This is a genomic window from Comamonas sp. wu1-DMT (assembly GCF_040187805.1).
Taxonomy (GTDB): Bacteria; Pseudomonadota; Gammaproteobacteria; order Burkholderiales; family Burkholderiaceae_C; genus Comamonas; species Comamonas thiooxydans.
This window is the reverse complement of record NZ_JBANEM010000001.1, coordinates 577,081-596,153: the sequence shown is the minus strand read 5'-3', so window position 1 is coordinate 596,153 and position 19,073 is coordinate 577,081. Positions and strand designations below refer to the sequence as shown.

At 62.4% G+C, this 19,073-nt stretch carries 15 protein-coding genes and 2 tRNA genes; 7 read left to right on the top strand and 10 right to left on the bottom strand.

The features are described 5' to 3' along the window. Nucleotides 1–3: 3 nt before the first annotated feature. Together V8Z78_RS02750 and V8Z78_RS02745 are read left to right on the top strand one after the other, a co-directional pair. On the top strand, nucleotides 4–1,020 hold the full coding sequence (locus tag V8Z78_RS02750; protein WP_003063195.1) for a FecR domain-containing protein: 1,017 nt from the start codon (nucleotides 4–6) through the stop codon (nucleotides 1,018–1,020). A gap of 349 nt (nucleotides 1,021–1,369) precedes the next feature. Next, nucleotides 1,370–3,619, top strand: coding sequence for a TonB-dependent siderophore receptor (locus tag V8Z78_RS02745; RefSeq protein WP_349730847.1), 2,250 nt, complete (start codon nucleotides 1,370–1,372; stop codon nucleotides 3,617–3,619). Nucleotides 3,620–3,934: 315 nt separating this feature from the next. On the opposite strand, the gene V8Z78_RS02740 is transcribed toward V8Z78_RS02745, so the two are convergent. The 4 genes from V8Z78_RS02740 to V8Z78_RS02725 form a co-directional block, all read right to left on the bottom strand. After that, a tRNA-Ser gene (locus V8Z78_RS02740) sits at nucleotides 3,935–4,025 on the bottom strand. A 68-nt stretch (nucleotides 4,026–4,093) separates the two neighbouring features. After that, a tRNA-Ser gene (locus tag V8Z78_RS02735) sits at nucleotides 4,094–4,184 on the bottom strand. Between the two features lie 92 nt (nucleotides 4,185–4,276). Beyond that, a complete protein-coding gene (locus tag V8Z78_RS02730; protein WP_003063190.1) occupies nucleotides 4,277–5,197 on the bottom strand; it encodes an SPFH domain-containing protein in 921 nt (306 codons plus the stop codon). Nucleotides 5,198–5,287: 90 nt separating this feature from the next. Then, entirely contained in the window at nucleotides 5,288–5,713 is a 426-nt protein-coding gene (locus tag V8Z78_RS02725) for an NfeD family protein (RefSeq protein ID WP_003063189.1), read from the bottom strand. Between the two features lie 139 nt (nucleotides 5,714–5,852). Between V8Z78_RS02725 and V8Z78_RS02720 the strand changes: the two genes are divergently transcribed. Beyond that, the gene (locus tag V8Z78_RS02720) at nucleotides 5,853–8,360 is read left to right on the top strand and encodes an Orn/Lys/Arg family decarboxylase (RefSeq protein ID WP_349730846.1); all 2,508 of its coding nucleotides are present in this window, start codon (nucleotides 5,853–5,855) and stop codon (nucleotides 8,358–8,360) included. 89 nt (nucleotides 8,361–8,449) lie between these two features. Further along, complete coding sequence (locus V8Z78_RS02715; RefSeq protein WP_034361583.1) at nucleotides 8,450–8,893, top strand: VanZ family protein; 444 nt, start codon at nucleotides 8,450–8,452, stop codon at nucleotides 8,891–8,893. Between the two features lie 91 nt (nucleotides 8,894–8,984). Here the strand turns inward: V8Z78_RS02715 and V8Z78_RS02710 are convergent, their stop codons facing one another. From V8Z78_RS02710 to V8Z78_RS02700, 3 genes are all read right to left on the bottom strand, one after another. Next, a complete protein-coding gene (locus tag V8Z78_RS02710; protein WP_100086387.1) occupies nucleotides 8,985–9,947 on the bottom strand; it encodes a Bug family tripartite tricarboxylate transporter substrate binding protein in 963 nt (320 codons plus the stop codon). 157 nt (nucleotides 9,948–10,104) lie between these two features. After that, nucleotides 10,105–11,241 (bottom strand): CaiB/BaiF CoA transferase family protein, encoded by a 1,137-nt coding sequence (locus tag V8Z78_RS02705; RefSeq protein WP_349730971.1) that lies wholly within the window; start codon nucleotides 11,239–11,241, stop codon nucleotides 10,105–10,107. 124 nt (nucleotides 11,242–11,365) lie between these two features. Continuing rightward, on the bottom strand, nucleotides 11,366–12,301 hold the full coding sequence (locus V8Z78_RS02700; protein WP_349730845.1) for a hydroxymethylglutaryl-CoA lyase: 936 nt from the start codon (nucleotides 12,299–12,301) through the stop codon (nucleotides 11,366–11,368). Nucleotides 12,302–12,442: 141 nt separating this feature from the next. Between V8Z78_RS02700 and V8Z78_RS02695 the strand changes: the two genes are divergently transcribed. After that, nucleotides 12,443–13,171 (top strand): IclR family transcriptional regulator, encoded by a 729-nt coding sequence (locus V8Z78_RS02695; protein ID WP_349730844.1) that lies wholly within the window; start codon nucleotides 12,443–12,445, stop codon nucleotides 13,169–13,171. A 61-nt stretch (nucleotides 13,172–13,232) separates the two neighbouring features. Here V8Z78_RS02695 and V8Z78_RS02690 read toward each other — a convergent pair whose 3' ends face one another. The 3 genes from V8Z78_RS02690 to fabI all read right to left on the bottom strand — a co-directional run bounded on the left by V8Z78_RS02690 (nucleotide 13,233) and on the right by fabI (nucleotide 15,811). Then, nucleotides 13,233–14,138, bottom strand: a complete 906-nt coding sequence (locus V8Z78_RS02690; protein ID WP_349730843.1) for a DNA ligase — start codon at nucleotides 14,136–14,138, stop codon at nucleotides 13,233–13,235. A gap of 178 nt (nucleotides 14,139–14,316) precedes the next feature. Continuing rightward, nucleotides 14,317–14,838: a superoxide dismutase family protein gene (locus V8Z78_RS02685; protein WP_003063174.1), complete on the bottom strand. Its 522-nt coding sequence runs from the start codon at nucleotides 14,836–14,838 to the stop codon at nucleotides 14,317–14,319. A gap of 172 nt (nucleotides 14,839–15,010) precedes the next feature. After that, entirely contained in the window at nucleotides 15,011–15,811 is an 801-nt protein-coding gene (gene fabI, locus V8Z78_RS02680) for an enoyl-ACP reductase FabI (protein WP_003063172.1), read from the bottom strand. Between the two features lie 120 nt (nucleotides 15,812–15,931). On the opposite strand from fabI, the gene V8Z78_RS02675 reads away from it, so the two are divergent. Together V8Z78_RS02675 and V8Z78_RS02670 are read left to right on the top strand one after the other, a co-directional pair. Next, nucleotides 15,932–17,746: an extracellular solute-binding protein gene (locus V8Z78_RS02675; protein ID WP_349730842.1), complete on the top strand. Its 1,815-nt coding sequence runs from the start codon at nucleotides 15,932–15,934 to the stop codon at nucleotides 17,744–17,746. A 298-nt stretch (nucleotides 17,747–18,044) separates the two neighbouring features. Next, the gene (locus V8Z78_RS02670; RefSeq protein WP_012837909.1) at nucleotides 18,045–19,073 is read left to right on the top strand and encodes a microcin C ABC transporter permease YejB; all 1,029 of its coding nucleotides are present in this window, start codon (nucleotides 18,045–18,047) and stop codon (nucleotides 19,071–19,073) included.

The following is a 19,073-nucleotide window of genomic DNA, read 5'->3' as shown; positions in this document are numbered from 1 at the left end:
GTCATGGTCGTTGTACCTCCTTCGGCTCTGGATATCGATCCGAGCGCAGCACGGCAGGCTGCACAGTGGCTTGTGCGGCTGCATGCCGGCGATGCCGACATGACAGTGCATGCCGAACTCATGCGCTGGCGCAACTCGGATCCGAGTCATGAAATGGCCTGGCAACGCGCTGAACTGGTTCTTGGCAAACTGAATGCAACCCGGGCCGGCAACAGTGCCGAAGCAGGCAATACGCTGGGCGGCCTGAGCGCTGCGGCGCTGCGCGAGGCGAATCGCTCGCAGCGGCGTGCCGTCGCGCGGCTGCTGGCGACAGCGATTGTGGCGGGGCCGCTCGGCTATGGGGTCTGGCGTCTTGCGCCCTGGCATGAATGGTCGGCGGACATGCGTACCGACACGGGCGAGAGCCGTGAATCGACGCTGGCCGACGGCAGCAGAATCCAGCTGGATACCGGCAGCGCCGTCGACATGGCGTTCACATCATCGGAGCGTCGCCTGATCCTGCGCACGGGCGCCATCTGGGTGCAGACCGCTGCCGATGCCGCGCTGCGGCCTTTTCTGGTTCAGACAGCGCAAGGAACGGTCCGGGCATTGGGGACGCGTTTTACCGTGCGCATCGCTCCGCCCTTTGCGCGAACGGAACACAGCTGTCTCATTGCGGTTCAACAAGGAGCGGTGGAGTTGAGTCCCGTCAACGACGACACAAGCGTGCGCATCGATGCGGGAAAGCAGGCACAGATGAGCGCGGGGAATGTCGGCGTACCCGAAGCAGCCGGCCTGGCCTCCGATGGCTGGACTCACGGGGTGCTCTATGCGGAAAAGACACCGCTGGGGATTTTTGCTGCCGAGCTTTCGCGCTATCGCCCGGGCATCGTGCGATGCGATCCGGCTGTTGCTGCGCTGCCTGTGAGCGGAGCCTTTCAACTGCGCGATACGGATCAGGCCCTGGCGGCGCTGGCTGCCTCCCTGCCCATCAGAATCTTGCAGCGCTCGCGTTACTGGGTGACTATCGTGTCGCGCTGAAACGCTCGATTTCTTCACCTTCCATGTCCCCTTTTTGCCAGGACGCCGGTCATACAAGAAAGGCAACACATTTATCGGCTTTTTCAAAAAGGGTTACTCCATGGTCTTGGCGCAGCATATTTCCGGGCAAATTTCAGTGCCCCCATCCTCCTCTGTGTCCGTCGGGAGCCTGGGCCTCAAACAGAACGCAGTTCAAGCTGCGCTGATCCTGCTGCTCGGGATGGCAGGTGCCGGCAGCGTCCAAGCCCAGTCGAGTCAGGGCTCCGCCAGCAGCCCGCAAGCGAGAGAGTACAGCCTCCCCAGGGGACTATTGAGCCAGGCGCTGGCGCGCTTTGCAGGGGAGTCGGGAGTGACGCTATCCGCGGACTCTGCGCTGACCGGGGAGCTCCAGACGGCTGGTTTGAATGGCAGATTTGCCGTCGCTGAGGGCTTTGCGCAGCTGCTGCGTGGTACCGGGCTTGAGGTCGCGCAAACCCAGCCCGGTATTTTCATTCTGCGCAAAAGCACTCAGGCCCCTGTGGCGGCGGGTGCAGCCCCCAGTCTGGCGGAAGTGCTGGTGACTGCTGCGGCCGAAGCATCGACCTTCTCGGAAGGCACGGGTTCCTATGCTGCACAGCTCGTCACGATCGGCAAGAGTGCACAGAGTCTGCGAGAAATTCCGCAGTCAGTATCGGTGGTGACGCGTCAAATGCTGGAGGACCAGAATATCCAGAGTCTCGATGACGCCATGCGCACAGTGCCTGGCGTCACTGTGGAGCCAGGCAGCACAGGGGGCAATCATGGAAATTTCTACCTGCGCGGCTACGCGGTAGATACCGTGCAGATCGACGGTGTCAACACTCCTGCGAGCACCGGCAATGATCTTTCCAGCGGATTCGGCATGGCCATGTATGACCGTATTGAGGTTCTGCGCGGCCCTGCAGGACTGTTCCAGGGGGCCGGCGACCCTGGCGGCTCCATCAATCTTGTGCGCAAGCGCCCCAAGGCGCAGCGGGAGTTCAGCACGCAACTATCGGCCGGCTCTTGGAATCGCTATTACGCCGAGGCGGACATGAGCGGGCCTCTGAGCAGTGATGGACGCATACGCGGGCGTCTTGTCACCGCCTATCAGGATCACGGCTCTTTTGTGGATCATGTGTACTCCAGGAAGCCGTTGATCTATGGCGTGCTGGAAGCCGACCTCACTCCCTCGAGCACGCTTACCGCCGGAGCCAGCCATCAGCAATACAAGGGGCGTCCCGCCTTCGGCCTGCCTGCCTATCCGGATGGCCGCCTGCTGGATATTCCGCGCTCCAGCTATCTGGATCCCATCTGGAACCACATCACCGAACGCAACACCGAGTACTTCGCAGAATTTCAGCATCGTCTGGACAATGGCGGGCAGATCAAGCTCAATGCGACCTACCGGGAGCAGGATGAACCCTCTCGCCTGTTCGGCTGGTCGGACTGCGCGGCCGACCCTGCTACCGGCGACAGCTGCCTCATCAGCTGGGCTTACCGCAGCCACTGGAAGACGCATGGCCTGGACGGCTTCATCACCACGCCGTTTGCCGCGCTGGGCTCATCCAATAATGAGCTGACGCTGGGAGCGGACTATCGCAAGGTGCACAAGAGCTTCAAATACGGTGGCGGAGACGGTGCTCCCATCAATATCTTCGATCCCGACAACAACGTTCCCAAGCCTGCGAATTACAGCTTCTCCAACGGCAACGACAACCGAACCGAGCAGTACGGGCTCTATGGACGAATCAATCTGCGCCCGGCCAGCGGCGTGTTGCTCAGCATGGGAGGGCGCATGACCTGGTGGGACAACCATGCCGTCAATCGCAACGCCTATTTCAACCAGTTCTCCGAAACCGATACGCGCATCAGCGGCAAGTTCACTCCCTATGCGGGAGTCGTGTTCGACCTGAGCGAGCAGTTGTCTGCCTATGCCAGCTACACCCGCATTTTCGCGCCGCAGACCGCCAGCGACGCTGAGGGCATGACATTGCGTCCACGCGTGGGCCAGCAGTACGAGGCAGGCCTGAAGGGTGAATGGCTGAACAAACAGCTCAATGCCCGTGCGGCTGTTTTCCGCATGGAGGACAGCAATCGTGCAATGACCGATCCGGCCAATCCGCTGTTCTCCCTTGCCGCTGGCAAGATGCGCAGTCAGGGTGTGGAGGCGGAAATCAACGGTCGCATAGCTCCGGGCTGGAATCTCGCTGTCGGATACGCGTACACACAGACCAAAACGCTGGAAGGAACACCGGACGAGAAGGCTCAGCTCTATACCTTCATCGCTCCGCGCCACAGCTTCAACCTGTGGACACGCTACCAGTTCGGTTCGGGGGCTCTGGAGGGCTTCAGTGTGGGTGGTGGTCTGCGCAGCGTCAGCCGGATGTACCGCCTCAATGGTGACGTGAAGTTCTCTCAGGGTCCGGTGACTACGGCAGCACTGCAGATCGGCTATCGCTTCAACAAAAATCTGGATGCAACGCTGACCGTCAACAATGTCTTTGACAAGGTGTATTACCAGCGTGTCTGGGCGGCTTATGGCTCCAACTACTATGGCGAGCCGCGCAATGTGATGCTGACGCTGCGCGGCAGGTTCTGAGCGCCTGGTTCAAGGCGAACCCTGGATCCGGCCTGCAGATGCCCTGGCCCGTGAAAGCCCGCCAATGCGGGCGCGAGAGCCCGGGACGCAGTCCGGTGCTCGGGGCATTGCTGGCAGGCAGATCGTGCGCTGCGTTTTTTCAGGCCGGCCCGAAAATGGCCGGGCTCGACTTTTACGATTCGGGCCCCTGGCATCGGCCGGTGCCGGGCAGGATATGCAAGAGGCTATTGCCGTACAGTGAATTCAAATCGCATTCACGGTCGAATACGCCAAAAAGAAAAAAGGCCTTGAATTTCTTCAAGGCCTTTTGTCATTTGGCGGAGCAGGCGGGATTCGAACCCGCGGTGGGCTATTAACCCACACACGCTTTCCAGGCGTGCGACTTAAACCACTCATCCACCGCTCCACAGCGATCCCAAAAATACTTCATTGCTGAGGTAAAAAACCAAGTGTGGTCGACTTGATTTTAAAATCTGGCGGAGCAGGCGGGATTCGAACCCGCGGTGGGCTATTAACCCACACACGCTTTCCAGGCGTGCGACTTAAACCACTCATCCACCGCTCCGTGTGATGAAGCCGCTATTCTAACCAGAAATTTCGACCTCAAAATGAAAGTGCAGAAAGTTCTTTTCTGCACGCAGCCTGAAGCGAGCAGGCTCAGGCGCTCTTGCCCACCTGAACCATCTTCATGGCAGAGGCAATCAGGCCGGAGACTTCCGTCATGTTCGCAGGAATGACCAGGGTGGTGTTGGAGTCCGCTGCCACCTTGCTGTAAGCCTCCACGGCGCTCTCAGCCACTTTGAGCTGAACGGCCTGCTCGCCACCGGGCTGGCGAATGGCCGTGGCCACGCGCTCCAGCGCCTGTCCGGTGGCTTCGGCCACGGTGGTGATGGCGGCAGCTTCACCTTGCGCCTTGTTGATGGCGGCTTGCTTCTCGCCTTCGGAGCGGGCGATGAAAGCTTCGCGCTCGCCGGTGGCGATGTTGATCTGTTCCTGGCGTCGGCCTTCGGAAGCTGCAATCAAGGCGCGCTTTTCGCGTTCTGCCGTGATCTGGGCCTGCATGGCGCGCAGAATTTCAGCGGGTGGCGTCAGATCCTTGATTTCGTAGCGCAGCACCTTCACGCCCCAGTTCAGCGCGGCCTCGTCGATGGCATTGACGACCTGGGCGTTGATCATGTCGCGCTCTTCAAAGGTCTTGTCCAGCTCCAGCTTGCCGATCACGCTGCGCAGCGAGGTCTGGGCGAGCTGGGTGACGGCCATGATGTAGTTGGACGAACCATAGCTGGCGCGCATGGGGTCGGTGACCTGGAAGTAGAGAATGCCGTCCACGGTCAGTTGCGTGTTGTCGCGCGTGATGCAGACCTGGCTGGGCACGTCCAGGGGAATTTCCTTGAGACTGTGCTTGTAGGCGATGCGGTCCACGAACGGGATCAGAAAGTTCAGGCCGGGTGTGAGCGTGCCTGCGTATTTGCCCAGACGCTCCTTGACCCATGCATGCTGCTGGGGAACCACCTTGATCGAGCGGACGATGAAGATGACGGCAATGATGGCGATGGCGAGAGGGACTGCGTAATCCATATTGTCTCCAGCCCTTGTGGGGCGTTGGTGTGAAGAAAGAGAGCGAAGCGCTCCGGCGTCCAGCATAACCATGCCGGGGCCGGTCGATGATCAGATCTTGTCAACCAGCAGGCGGTTGCCAATGACTTCGGCCACGCGATGCGGGCCCGGAATGGGCAGCGCGCCCTGGCGTCCCATGACAGTCCAGGTGGCGCCGCGATAGCGGACCTGGGCCGTGCCGTCGGTGTTCCACTGTTCGATGACCACGGTTTCGCCCACATCCAGGTTGACATCGCGATTGCTGGACGCGGGCTGTCTGCGCGGGCTGCGCTTGCGCAGCAGATAGCAGACGAGGACGGCACCGGAGCCCAGCAGGGCGGCAGCGACGATCTGGCTGCTGGTGCCCAGGCCGAAATGAGCGCAAAGCGCTCCGGCAATGGCACCCAGAGCCAGCATGAGGAGATAGAAAGTGCCGGTCAACAGCTCCGCAATGACCAGCAAACCGACAAGCAACCACCACGCGGTGGAGTGATCCATACCTGAGCTCCTGTTAAGGCCTGTATTTAGTGCACCACATTCTGGGTTAAAAACAGCCTGTTTCAAAGCCGCAATAAGGATATTCCTTACACTTCGCGGCTGTTTCGTTTTTTAGGCCTGATTGGTACGGAGGCTGTTCATGAAGTTTCGCTTTCCCATCGTCATCATCGACGAGGACTATCGTTCCGAGAACACCTCGGGACTGGGCATTCGCGCCCTGGCTCAAGCCATTGAAGAAGAGGGCTTTGAAGTCCTGGGCGTGACCAGCTATGGCGATCTGTCGCAGTTCGCCCAGCAGCAAAGCCGGGCCAGTGCCTTTATTTTGTCGATCGACGACGAGGAATTCCAGCTCGGCGGTGACAAGGACCCCATCATTCACAGCCTGCGCGACTTCATCGGTGAAGTGCGCCGCAAGAATGAGGAGGTGCCCATCTATATCTACGGCGAGACCAAGACCAGCCGTCACCTGCCCAACGACATTCTGCGTGAGCTGCATGGCTTCATTCACATGTTCGAGGACACGCCCGAGTTCGTGGCCAAGCACATCATCCGCGAAGCCAAGAGCTATCTGGAGAGCGTGCAGCCCCCGTTCTTCAAGGCGCTGCTGGACTACGCCGAAGACGGCTCCTACAGCTGGCACTGCCCCGGTCACTCGGGTGGCGTGGCCTTTCTCAAGAGCCCCGTGGGCCAGATGTATCACCAGTTCTACGGTGAGAACATGCTGCGCGCCGACGTCTGCAATGCCGTGGAGGAACTGGGCCAGCTGCTGGACCACAACGGCGCCATCGGCGAGTCCGAGCGCAATGCGGCACGCATCTTCAATGCCGATCACTGCTACTTTGTGACCAATGGCACATCGACCTCCAACAAGATCGTCTGGCACCACACCGTGGCACCCGGCGATGTGGTGGTGGTGGATCGCAACTGCCACAAGTCCATCCTGCACTCCATCATCATGACGGGTGCGATTCCGGTGTTCCTCAAGCCCACGCGCAACCACTTCGGCATCATCGGCCCGATTCCGCAAAGCGAATTCAGCGTGGAGTCGATTCAGGCCAAGATTGCCGCCAACCCGCTGCTCAAGGGCGTGGATGCCAAGGCCGTCAAGCCCCGCGTGCTGACGCTGACGCAGTCCACCTACGACGGCGTGCTCTACAACACCGAGACCATCAAGGGCATGCTGGACGGCTATGTGGCCAATCTGCACTTCGATGAAGCTTGGCTGCCCCACGCTGCCTTCCATCCCTTCTATGGCAGCTATCACGCCATGGGCAAGAAGCGCAAGCGCCCGATGCACTCGGTGGTCTATGCCACCCAGTCCATCCACAAGCTGCTCGCTGGCATCAGCCAGGCCTCGCATGTGCTGGTGCAGGACAGCCAGACCGAGAAGCTGGATCACCCGCTGTTCAACGAGGCGTATCTGATGCACACCTCGACCAGCCCCCAGTACAGCATCATTGCCAGCTGCGACGTGGCTGCCGCCATGATGGAGCCACCCGGCGGCACGGCGCTGGTGGAAGAGTCGATTGTCGAGGCGCTGGACTTCCGCCGTGCCATGCGCAAGGTGGAGGACGAGTTCGGCGACGACGACTGGTGGTTCGAGGTCTGGGGGCCTGAAGCCCTGGCCGAGGAGGGCGTGGGCACGGCCCAGGACTGGATCATCCGCGGCACGGACGCATCGACCAAGACCCGCTCCAAGAAGAACGGCAAGGAGTTCGACAACTGGCACGGCTTTGGCGATCTGGCCGACGGCTTCAACATGCTGGACCCGATCAAGTCCACGATCGTCACGCCCGGCCTGGACCTGGACGGCGACTTTGCCGACACCGGCATTCCCGCGTCCATCGTCACCAAGTACCTGGCCGAGCATGGCGTGGTGGTCGAGAAGACCGGCCTGTATTCCTTCTTCATCATGTTCACCATCGGCATTACCAAGGGCCGCTGGAACACCATGCTGACTGCGCTGCAGCAGTTCAAGGACGACTACGACCGCAATCAGCCGCTGGCGCGCATCCTGCCCGAGTTCTGCCAGCAGCACCGCCGCTACGAGCGCATGGGTCTGCGTGATCTGTGCCAGCATGTGCACGAGCTGTATGCCAAGTACGACATCGCACGCCTGACGACCGAGATGTATCTGTCGGATCTCAAGCCCACGATGAAGCCCTCGGATGCCTACGCGCATATCGCGCAGCGCAAGACCGAGCGCGTGGAAATCGACCATCTGGTCGGCCGCACCACCGTGGGTCTGGTCACGCCTTACCCACCCGGAATTCCGCTGCTGATCCCCGGTGAAGTCTTCAACAAGAAGATCGTGGACTACCTGGTGTTCGCGCGCGAATTCGCCAAGGAGTGCCCGGGCTTCGAGACCGATATCCACGGTCTGGTCGAGCTGGAAGACGAAAACGGCGAAATCCGCTACTACGCGGACTGCGTGGCCGAGGAAAGCGCCAAGCCTGTGGCAGCGAAGAAGACTGCTGCGGTGAAGAAGCCCGCTGCCAAGAAGACGGCTGCGGCGCCCGGAGCCACGACAGTTGCCAAGACACCCGCCAAAAAGCCGGCAACAAAGCCGGCAAAAAAGGCGGCAGCCAAGTCCGTCGCAAAGCCTGCGGTGAAGGCTGCGGCCAAAACGGCAAGGAAGGCTGCATAAGCCTTGGCTTTTGCAAGGTCGGGGCGATCCCGGCCTTTTTGCACATCAGCCCGGAGTGCCTGCACTTCGGGCTTTTTCATATCCCTGCCATGCATTCATTCCTGCAACCGGCTGGCGCCGTGCCTCTGTGGAAGCTGTTGGCGGCAGCCAGCCTGGGCTGGGCCTTGTTCATGCTCTGGGGCTGCCTCAATGAGACAGGCAGCAGCGGTGGGCTGATTCTCAGGCTGTTCCCGTTTCTGAGTGGCTTCGCGCACACGGACAAGCTGGTGCATGCCGGCCTGCATACGGTGCTGGCGGGTTTGCTCTGCTGCGCGGGGCTGGCCCGTGCGCATGCTACGGGCTTGCGCTGGACCGCCGGGCAAGCACTGGCCGTGGTGCTGGTCTGTGCCGGCTACGGCGGCGTGATCGAGTTGCTGCAGGCCGGCTTCTCCACCACGCGGTCAGCCGAGTGGCTGGATGCGCTGGCCAATGCCGCGGGCGCGAGCCTGGCCGTGCTGTTCATTCAGGGGCTGCGCTGCATGAAGCAAAAATAGTAGCTGCTTGCGCTTGACCTGAGTTTTGTATAGGCATGAACCTATTTGAGACATAGGTGGTTATTGCGCAAGCTGCTCCTGCTTTTGATGACTATTCCAGCGTGATCTTCGCATCGCGGATCAGCGCGGCCCAGCTGGCCTGCTCCTTTTGCAGATAGGCCTGGGCATCCTGAAGGCTGCCGCCCATGGGTGTGCTGCCTTCGGACTGCAGCTGCTTGAGCACGGCAGGGTCCTGCAGGCCGGTGTTCACTGCGGCGTTGATCTTCTGCGCCAGCGCGGCGGGCGTGTTTCTGGGGGCCACGATCAGCTTCCAGTCCACGGCTTCAAAGCCCGGAAAGCCGGACTCGGCCACGGTGGGGACCTGGGGCAGGATGGCAAGACGCTTGGCCGAGGTCACGGCCAGTGCGCGCAGGCGCTGGCCCTTGATCATGGGGTAGACCGCCTGAGGCGTGCCGAACATATAGTGGGTCTGCTTGCCCAGCAGGTCGGTCACCGCCGGCGCGGCGCCTTTGTAGGGCACGTTGAGCACATCGATCTTGGCCTTGTAGGAAAGCATTTCCCCCGCCAGATGGCCCACCGTGCCCGTGGAAGCCAGACCTTGCTTGATGGCTCCTGGCTGGGCCTTGGCCGCGGCGATCAGATCCTGCAGCGATTTCCAGGGCGAATCGGTGGGCACGACCAGCACCACAGGCTGCGAGGCCACCAGCGCCACGGGAAGCAGATCGGTCTTGGCGTTGAACGGCATGCTGGGCAGCAGCGAGGGATTGATGGCCAGATTGGCGGTCTGCCCCATGCCGAAGGTATAGCCGTCGGCCGGCGCCTTGGCGACGGCATCGAGGCCGATATTGCCGCCCGCGCCGGGCTTGTTGTCCACCACGATGACCCAGCGATTCGCGGTCGCCATGCGTTCGCTGATCTGGCGCGTCACCGTGTCGGTGCCGCCGCCAGGCGTGAAGGGCACGACCATGCGGATCGACTTGGCAGGCCATTCGCCGGGCTGGGCCGCAGCACTGCCGGCGGCCAGCGTCATGGCCGTCAGCGCGCATGCTGCCATCGCCAGGCGGCGGTTCGGGTGTCGGGAAGAGGGGCTGTGCGGCATGGTTTTGTCTCCTGAATGATGGAAATGGGGCGAAAGAATCCCCGCAGGGCGCGCTTGGGCGCCCTGTTCTGGGGTGGGTGAGTCGTGCGGGGCGATGGCCCCGCAGGGCCACTCAGTCGGGCTGGCCCTGTGCCAGCGCCTGGGCCTGGGCCTGGCTATAGCCCAGCGCTGTCAGAATCTCCAGGCTGTGCTCGCCGAGCTTGGGCGGCGAGAGGCGCACCTGCAGATGCTTGCCGTCCAGGGTCAGCGGCAGCAGCACGGTCTTGCTGTCGCGGCCGTCGGGCAAGGTGATGGGTGCCAGCGCACCGGTGGCGTTCAGGTGCGGGTCCTCGAGCAGATCGTGCGGGCGGGCGATGGGCGCGAACGGCAGGCCCTTGTCCTCGAAGACGTTGGCGATATGTGCGGCGCTGTAGCCGGCCATGGTTTCGCGCAGCAGCGGCATCAGCCAGCTGCGGGCCTGCACGCGGTCGTTGTTGCTGCCAAGGTGCGGATCGTCACGCAGCTGCTCCAGGCCAAAGGCGTTGCAGAACTCGCGCCATGCTCCGTCGCTGACCACGGCCAGAAAGATCTGCTCGCCGCCCTGAACCTCGAACACGTCGTAGATCGCCCAGGCCGAAATGCGTGCGGGCATGGGTGCTGCAGGCTTGCCGGTCACCGCGTACTGCATCATGTGCTGGGCGATCAGAAACACATTGTTCTCGAACAGAGCGCTCTGCACTTCCTGGCCCTTGCCGGTCTTCTCGCGCTGGGCCAGGGCGGCCATGGCTCCCATGGCACCGAACATGCCGCCCATGATGTCGTTGACACTGGTGCCCGCGCGCAGCGGGTCGCCGGGCCGGCCCGTCATATAGGCCAGGCCGCCCATCATCTGCACCACCTCGTCGAGGGCCGTGCGGTGTTCGTAGGGGCCGGGCAGAAAGCCCTTGTGACTCACATAGATGAGGCGTGGGAATTGTTGCTTGAGACTTTCATAGTCCAGGCCCAGCTTCTTCATGGTGCCGGGCTTGAAGTTCTCGGTCACCACATCGGCCGTGGCGATCAGCTTGAGCGCGGCCTCCTTGCCTTCGGGGGTCTGCAGATCCAGCGTCAGGCTTTTCTTGTTGCGGTTGAACAGCGGGAAAAAGCCCGAGCCCGAGCCCAGCAGCTTGCGCGTGGCATCGCCATTGCGGCCGTGGCCCACGGGCTCGACCTTGATGACTTCGGCGCCCAGGTCGGCCAGCATCAGGCCGCAGCTGGGGCCCATGACCATATGGGTGAACTCCACCACGCGGATGCCGCTATAGGGCAGGGGGGGAGGAAGTCTCGGCGGTTTCGGTTGAGGCGTGCATATTCATCTCTTCTTGTCTTCGGCTCATGGGCGAGCCGCTGTGTGATCAGTAGCGCTGAGGCACAAAGCCCTTGGGCAGGCCTGCGGGTGGCAGCATGCCGTAGAGTGCCTCGCCCGGCAGGCCGGCGGCCAGCGTTTCTCGCGCTGCAAGCAATCGTTCAATGTCAATGCCGGTGCGCAGCCCCATGGCTTCGAACATGAAGACCAGATCTTCGGTCACCACATTGCCCGAGGCGCCGGGGGCATAGGGGCAGCCGCCCAGTCCGGCCTGGGAGGCGTCGAAAGTGCGTACGCCGGCTTCATAGGCGGCCAGGCAGTTGGCCAGGCCCAGGCCTCGGGTGTTGTGCATATGTGCGGCGCCAGCCTTGTCGCCGAGTTCGCTGCGCAGGCGCGTGAACAGGCGCTTGACCTGGGCCGGGTTGGCCATGCCCGTGGTGTCGGACAGCCCCGATTCGTCGGCGCCGGCGGCCACGCAGGAGGCAGCCAGCGCAATCACCTCGTCTTCGGGCACCAGGCCCTGCAAGGTACAGCCGAAGGCGGTGGAGATGCCGGCTTCTATATGTACGGCTGGGGCCATTTCGTCGCGCAGCCTGGCGATGGCACGCACTTCTTCCACCATCTGCGCCGGGGTCTTGCGCACATTGGCCATGGAGTGCGCGGGGCTGGCCGATACGGGCAGCGTGATCTTGTGCGCGCCGGCGCGCATGGCGGCTTCGGCGCCCTTGAGATTGGGCACCAGGGCCATGATGGTGACGCCGGGATGGGTGACGGCGTGGCGCACGACCTCGGCGGCATCGGCCATCTGCGGCAGCAGTTTGGGCGAGACAAAGGAGCCGACCTCGATCTCCTGCACGCCCGCTGCCACCAGAGCATCGATCCAGGCGTATTTATGGGCCGTGCTCATGGTGGCCGAGACCGACTGCAGGCCGTCGCGGGGGCCGACTTCGCTGATCAGGAGATCGAAACGCTGGGGGAATGACATGGTTGCCTCACTTGGATTTCATACTTGCATTGCAGCTGGCACAATGCTTTAATGTTGTTCTATCTAATAGAACTTAATTCTTTCTATTGAAATATTGCCTTGCGTACTGATGCCCTGTCAAGCTGAGGGGCAGGAGTTTTTATGCCGCGTAAATCCCTGAATGAATCCGTAGCCGACGAGAATGCCGCGCCTGGCGGTGTGGCCGCAGTGGACCGCGCCCTCAGCGTGCTGGGCGCATTCCAGGATGGCGATGCCGCGCTGAGCCTGGCCGAGCTGGCCGAGCGCACGCGCCTTTACAAGAGCACGGTGCTGCGATTGCTGGCCTCTTTGGAGCATGGCGGCTGGGTTCAGCGCCAGGATGACGGGCGCTATGCGGTGGGCTCGGCCGTGGCCAGGCTGCATGCGGTTTACGAACAGAGCTTCTCGCTGGACAAGCTGGTCATGCCGGTACTGCGCGTACTGGTTCAGGCCACAGGCGAGAGCGCTGCCTACCATGTGCGCCAGGGGCGTGAACGCCTGTGTCTGTACCGCGTGGATTCGCCGCACCCGGTACGCGATCATGCGCGTGCCGGCGATCTGCTCCCCCTGGATAAGGGAGCTGGCGGGCGTGTGCTGGTCGCTTTCGATCCGGAGCTGAGCGACTGGGTGAAGAGGAATCGCAACCACTATGCGCGTGTACGGGCCGATGGCTACGAAGCCCTGGTGGGCGACAGGCATAGCGAGATCGCCGGCATCTCGGCCCCGGTTTTTCGCCGCAGCGGGGAGCTGGCCGCTGCCCTGACGCTGACCATGCCCGCGCATCGCTATGACGAACGCTATGTCAAAAACGTGTTGCAGGCTGCACGCGACCTGGGGGCGCAACTGCCGTAGGTTTGGGCGCCCTGGGCTTGAGGCGCAGGGCCGGCAGTCGCAGGCAGCGATGAAGCCCGAGTCACGGGCCTGCCTGCTCGGGCTGAAAGCCCGGCTCGCTGCGCACGCGCAAAAAGCGGGCAAAGCGCGGCAGCCCGCTTTTTTCGTGCAGGCCCTGGTAGCGGTAGGTGACCCAGCTGCCGAGCGCGGGCGGGCTTTTGCGCATTTGTGTCGTCAGTCCGGAGCCCAGTGAAAACTGCTTGCCGTCCGGGGTCTGCACCAGCAGCGCACCCGTCATGCCCTGCCACTGTCCGCGTCCGCTTTTGTAGCCTATGACCCGGGCTTCGGCATCATCGAAAGGCTTGAGCTTGAGCAGATCGTCGCTGCGGCCCGGGCGATAGGGGGCGCTGCCTTTGTGCAGCATCAAGCCCTCGCCGCCGCCTTTGACGACTGTGTGCAGCCATTGCCGCAATTCGGCTTCCGAGCTCAGCTTGCGCTGCTCCACCATCTGCACCCAGTCCTGGGCAATGGCCCTGACGGTGCGCTGCAGCAGCGGCAGGCGCTGGTCAAAGCTGCCCGGAGCCGCGGGCAGATCAAACACCATGAATCTCATCTGGCGCCAGGCCCGATCGTCCGGGATGGCCTGTGCCGTGGTGGACTGGGCATGGGCAAACCGGCCGCGTCCGGCCCAGAGCTCGCCATCCATGGGGGTGGCCGGCCAGTCCCGGACAAACCACTCTGGCGTCGCGATCCGCTGCCCGCCACGGCTGACGAGCTGATGGCCGTTCCAGTAGCCGCGTACGCCATCCAGTTTCTCGCTGACCCAATAGTCCTGCAGCGGTAGGCCGCTGCGCCAGACCTGGGCCAGCATCAGCGAAGGCGGCTGTGTCGTGGTCTGGGCCCGCACGGCAACAAAGCCCATGCAGAGGCAGGCACAGACCAGCCAGAGAATGCATTCCCGCAGGGGGCGATGCCGTGGCTCAGGCATGGCTATCTCCCGGTAAAGAGGCAGCTCATGCTAGAGCGCGGAGCCTATGCTGTCGATGCGGGTACGAACCCATATCAAAAAACATGGCTATCAGCGGCTTATCCATCAGTAATTACGGCGATTTCAATGAAAAAGCCGCTGCAGCCAGGCAGCGGCTTTTGTCAAAGGGGCAAGACCTTCAGTCGCGGCTGATAACGGCGCAGGCGATGCGCGCGCCGGCATTGCCCGTGGGCTGGGTGGTGTAGTCGTCGGGCTGTGCATGGACGATGACCGCCCGGCCTATGACATTGCCAGGGCCGGCCAGCAAGGTGATGTCCGCCGACTGTACGTTGACGGTGGCCACGCCGTTGGAGTCGGCCTTCAGGCTGGGCAGGTCGCCCATATGGTGCTGGGTCGAGTCATATTTGCCATGCGGATTGCCCAGCGGGTTGAAGTGGCCGGCAGCGGCATTGCCGTTGTCGCCGCAGTCGCCCTTGTCGTGGATGTGAAAGCCATGCTCGGAATTGGGCTTGAGGCCGTGAATCACGGCATTGACCACCACCTGCTGGCCGGTCTTCTGGGTGAATTTCACATCGCCGCCGACCTTGCTGCCCGAAGTGGCCTGCAGCCTGGCGATGGCCTGGGCGGGCTGGGGCTCGGGAGTGCTGCAGGCCGTCAGGGCAGCAGCGGATGCGGCCAGGACGAGAAAACGATATGGCATGTAAGCTCCTCTTGAATATTCGTCAGAACCATAGAGAAAACACTGTGAACCATAGCGTCAGTGCTTTGCCGCGCTTGTAGGGCAAGGGCCAAGATGTCGGGCACGGCCCCAAAAAACAAAGCCCCGCAGGCTGCTGAGGCCTGCGGGGCTGGTGTCGTCAAAAGCCTGGGGCTCAGACCTGATCGGCAGACAGGCCTGCAGTCTGGCTGAAGCCGCCGTCCACATAGGTGATCTCGGCGGTCACGCCGGAGGCCAGGTCGGACAGCAGGAAAGCCGCGACATTGCCCACGTCTTCAATGGTCACGTTGCGGCGCAGAGGAGCGGCGTCGGCCACGCGGCCCAGCAGCTTGCCGAAGTCCTTGATGCCGGAGGCTGCCAGAGTCTTGATGGGGCCGGCGGAGATGCCGTTGGCACGAATGGCGCGGCCGTCGGCAGTGCGGCCCACGGCTTCTGCCAGGTAACGCACGGATGCTTCCAGCGATGCCTTGGCCAGGCCCATGGTGTTGTAGTTGGGGATGGAGCGCAGAGCACCCAGGTAGGACAGGGTCAGCAGCGAGGACTTGTCGTTCAGGTAAGGCAGGGCTGCCTTGGCCATGGCAGGGAAGCTGTAGGCGCTGATATCGTGGGCGATCTTGAAGTTCTCGCGGCTCAGGCCGTCGAGGAAGTTGCCGGCAATGGCTTCACGGGGGGCAAAACCGATGGAGTGCACAAAGCCGTCGAACTTGCCCCAGGTGGCACCCAGGTCGGCGAACAGCTTTTCGATCTGGGCGTCGTCGCCCACGTCGCAGTCGAACACCAGCTTGGAGTCGAAGTCGGCAGCAAATTCGGTGATGCGGTCCTTGAAGCGTTCGCCCACATAGCTGAAAGCCAGTTCTGCGCCTTGCTCATGGCAGGCCTTGGCAATGCCGTAGGCAATGGAACGGTTGGACAGAACGCCCGTGATCAGCAGCTTTTTACCGGCGAGAAAACCCATTGTTGTTCTCCAAAGAAAATTGAAAGAGACGATGGCTGCATCTGTGGCAGACGCGCCATCTTTGAAAACGTATCTGTTCGAACTGGGTGCGAATCAGTCGGGGTAGGGCAGAATTGTCGCATGCGCCATTGGATGATTTGCTCAGCCCTGATTGTCAGCAGCCAAGTTGCCACACCTGCCCTGGCAGCACATGGCTATGCGCTCTGGGGTCAGCCCAGGTACGCGGCCGACTTCAGGCACTTTGACTATGTGAATCCTCAAGCGCCCAAGGGCGGCGAGTTGCGCATGGTCAGCAATCTGCGCTATTCGACCTTCGACAAGTACAACCCCTTCACCATCAAGGGCTCGCCGCCTGCCTACCTGGCGGACATGCTGTTCGAGACCCTGTTGACCCCCAGTCTCGACGAGACGGCCACGGGCTACGGCCTGCTGGCCGAGGATGTGGAGGTGGCGGCCGACGGCCTGTCCGCGACATTCAAATTGCGCAAGCAGGCGCGCTTTCACAACGGAAAGCCCGTGCTGGCCCAGGATGTGAAGCACAGCTACGAGACACTGCTGAGCAAATATGTCTCGCCCGGCTACAAGACGCTGTTTGCCGAGGTGGCTGCCTGTGATGTGCTCGACGAGCGCACGGTGCGCTTTCGCTTCAAAAAGCCCAACCGCGACCTGCCGCTGACCGTGGGCGCTCTGTTGCCGGTGTTCAGCCGTGACTGGGGGCTGGGCGCGGATGGCAAGCCCAAGGCCTTCGATCAGGTGGTGATGGACACGCCCATCGGCAGCGGGCCCTACAAGATAGGGCCGGTCAAGTTTGGCAAGGACATCAGCTATGTTCGCGACCCTAAGTATTGGGGGGCAGCCTTGCCGGTGCGTGTCGGTTTGGCCAATTTTGACCGAATCACCATCAAGATCTACAAGGACAACACGGCGCGGCTGGAGGCACTCAAGGCCGGTGAGTTCGATCTCATGCGCATCAACAGCGCGGGCGACTGGGCCAGGCGTCTGACGGGGCGTCGCTTCGCCTCGGGCGAACTGGTCAAGGGCGCGTTCGAGAACAAGCTGCCCTCGGGCTTTCAGAGTTTTTTCCTGAATACGCGGCGTGAGCTGCTCAAGGATGTGCGTGTGCGCGAGGCCTTGGGCCTGGCTTATGACTTTGAGTGGATGAGCCGTCAGATGTTCTATGGCGCATATCAGCGCGTGCATGGATTGTTTGGCAACACCGCTTGCGAAACCACGGGCGATCCCAGCGATGCCGAGTTGGCCCTGCTCAAGCCCTATGAGAGCAGTCTGCCGCCAGGCACGCTGGGGCAGATGGCCCAGCCGCCACGCACCGATGGGCCTGACGGCCTGCGCGGCAATCTGCGGCGTGCGCAGAAGCTGCTGGCCGATGCCGGCTGGACGGTCAGGGATGGAGCCTTGCGCAATGCCGGGGGCGAGCCCATGGTGCTGGAATATCTGGACAGCAGCGAGAGCGGTGTCAAGATCGTCAGCAGCTGGATGCGCAATCTGGAAAAGCTGGGCATCACGCTCAAGGTGCGCAATGTGGACTACGCGCTCTATCAGCAGCGCATGGACAAATACGATTTCGACATCGTGACGCTCAACGTGCCCGGCACGCACAATCCGGGCCAGGAATATGCCGAGCTGTTCGGCAGCGCTGCCGCCGATGTGGAGGGGGCCTCGAACTATGTCGGTCTCAAGAGCAAGGCCGTGGATGCCATCATCGCCCAGATGGCTGCGGCCAAGTCCGAGCAGCAGATGCTGCCCGCCTGCCACGCGCTGGAGCGCATCATCGTCCAAGGCCATTACCTGATCCCCCAGTATTACTCGGGCACGCATCGCATGGTCTATGACGCCTGGAAGTTGGCGCTGCCGGGGCAGATTCCGGCCTATTCTCCAGGCGAGCTATGGGCCGTCTATGCCTGGTGGGCCAAGTAAGGTGGCCCCCACGCTCCGCCGTTGCACGGGTCGCTGCCCCCCGAGGGGGCTGGCCTTGCTTGGGGCGGCCCGGCGCGGCGGCCCAGGTAAAGTGGCCCCCACGCTCCACCGTTGCACGGGTCGCTGCCCCCCAAGGGGGCTGGCCTTGCTTGGGGCGGCCCGGCGCTGCGGCCCAGGTAAAGTGGCCCCCGCGCTCCACCGTTGCACGGGTTGCTGCCCCCGAGGGGGCTGGCCCTGCTTGGGGCGGCCCGGCGCTGTGGCCATCGCCGCCGCGGCTGAAAACAAGGGTTGATCGAAGATGTTTGCCTATATTCTCAAACGCATTTTGCTGATGATCCCCACGCTGCTGGGCGTGCTGCTGCTGACCTTTGTGGTCATCCAGTTCGTGCCCGGTGGCCCGGTGGAGCAGTATCTGGCCGAGGCCAAGGCCGGTGCCGGACACGGCGCCGAAGGTGCTGCCATGAGCTACCGGGGCGGCCAGGGCGTGGACCCCAAGCGGCTTGAAGAGATCAAGGCGCTGTACGGCTTTGACAAGCCGCCGGTAGAACGCTTTGTGCAGATGCTGGGTCAGTTCGCGCGCTTCGATCTGGGCACCAGCTTTTTTCAGAACAAAAGCGTCTGGGCGCTGGTCAAGGAAAAACTGCCGGTCTCCATCAGCCTGGGGCTGTGGACGTTTTTCATCAGCTATCTGGTGGCTGTGCCCCTTGGCGTGGCCAAGGCCGTGCGGGCCGGCTCGCGCTTCGATCTGGCGACCACAATCGTGATTCTCATCGGCTATGCCATCCCGGGCTTTGTGCTGGGCGTGGCGCTGCTGGTCGTCTTTGGCGGGCAGCTGCAGTGGTTTCCGCTGCGCGGGCTGACATCGGCCAATTTCGACGAACTCAGCACCATGGGCAAGGTGGCGGACTATCTCTGGCATATCGCGCTGCCCGTGACCGCCATGGTGGCCGGCAGCTTTGCCGTGACGGCCATGCTGACCAAGAACTCGTTTCTCGAAGAGATCCGCAAGCAGTATGTGCTGACGGCCCGCGCCAAGGGCCTGTCCGAGCGCCAGGTGCTCTACAAGCATGTGTTTCGCAATGCGCTGATTCCCATCGTCACGGGCTTTCCCTCGGCTTTCATCGGTGCCTTCTTTGCCGGCGCGCTGCTGATCGAGACCCTGTTCTCGCTCGACGGCCTGGGTCTGCTCAGCTATGAAAGCGTGATCCGGCGCGACTTTCCCGTGGTGCTGGGCACGCTGTATCTGTTCACGCTGATCGGCCTGGTGACCAAGCTCATCAGCGATCTTTGCTATGTCTGGGTGGACCCCCGGGTCAAGTTTGACTGA

What these genes read in the sequence shown, in the direction of transcription:
- V8Z78_RS02750 (WP_003063195.1), top strand. Translation starts at nt 4, where the DNA reads ATGGTCGTTGTACCTCCTTCGGCTCTGGATATCGATCCGAGCGCAGCA.
- V8Z78_RS02730 (WP_003063190.1), bottom strand. Translation starts at nt 5,197, where the DNA reads ATGGATTACGCAGTCCCTCTCGCCATCGCCATCATTGCCGTCATCTTC.
- V8Z78_RS02725 (WP_003063189.1), bottom strand. Translation starts at nt 5,713, where the DNA reads ATGGATCACTCCACCGCGTGGTGGTTGCTTGTCGGTTTGCTGGTCATT.
- V8Z78_RS02720 (WP_349730846.1), top strand. Translation starts at nt 5,853, where the DNA reads ATGAAGTTTCGCTTTCCCATCGTCATCATCGACGAGGACTATCGTTCC.
- V8Z78_RS02715 (WP_034361583.1), top strand. Translation starts at nt 8,450, where the DNA reads ATGCATTCATTCCTGCAACCGGCTGGCGCCGTGCCTCTGTGGAAGCTG.
- V8Z78_RS02710 (WP_100086387.1), bottom strand. Translation starts at nt 9,947, where the DNA reads ATGGCAGCATGCGCGCTGACGGCCATGACGCTGGCCGCCGGCAGTGCT.
- V8Z78_RS02705 (WP_349730971.1), bottom strand. Translation starts at nt 11,241, where the DNA reads ATGGTCATGGGCCCCAGCTGCGGCCTGATGCTGGCCGACCTGGGCGCC.
- V8Z78_RS02700 (WP_349730845.1), bottom strand. Translation starts at nt 12,301, where the DNA reads ATGTCATTCCCCCAGCGTTTCGATCTCCTGATCAGCGAAGTCGGCCCC.
- V8Z78_RS02695 (WP_349730844.1), top strand. Translation starts at nt 12,443, where the DNA reads ATGCCGCGTAAATCCCTGAATGAATCCGTAGCCGACGAGAATGCCGCG.
- V8Z78_RS02690 (WP_349730843.1), bottom strand. Translation starts at nt 14,138, where the DNA reads ATGCCTGAGCCACGGCATCGCCCCCTGCGGGAATGCATTCTCTGGCTG.
- V8Z78_RS02685 (WP_003063174.1), bottom strand. Translation starts at nt 14,838, where the DNA reads ATGCCATATCGTTTTCTCGTCCTGGCCGCATCCGCTGCTGCCCTGACG.
- fabI (WP_003063172.1), bottom strand. Translation starts at nt 15,811, where the DNA reads ATGGGTTTTCTCGCCGGTAAAAAGCTGCTGATCACGGGCGTTCTGTCC.
- V8Z78_RS02675 (WP_349730842.1), top strand. Translation starts at nt 15,932, where the DNA reads ATGCGCCATTGGATGATTTGCTCAGCCCTGATTGTCAGCAGCCAAGTT.
- V8Z78_RS02670 (WP_012837909.1), top strand. Translation starts at nt 18,045, where the DNA reads ATGTTTGCCTATATTCTCAAACGCATTTTGCTGATGATCCCCACGCTG.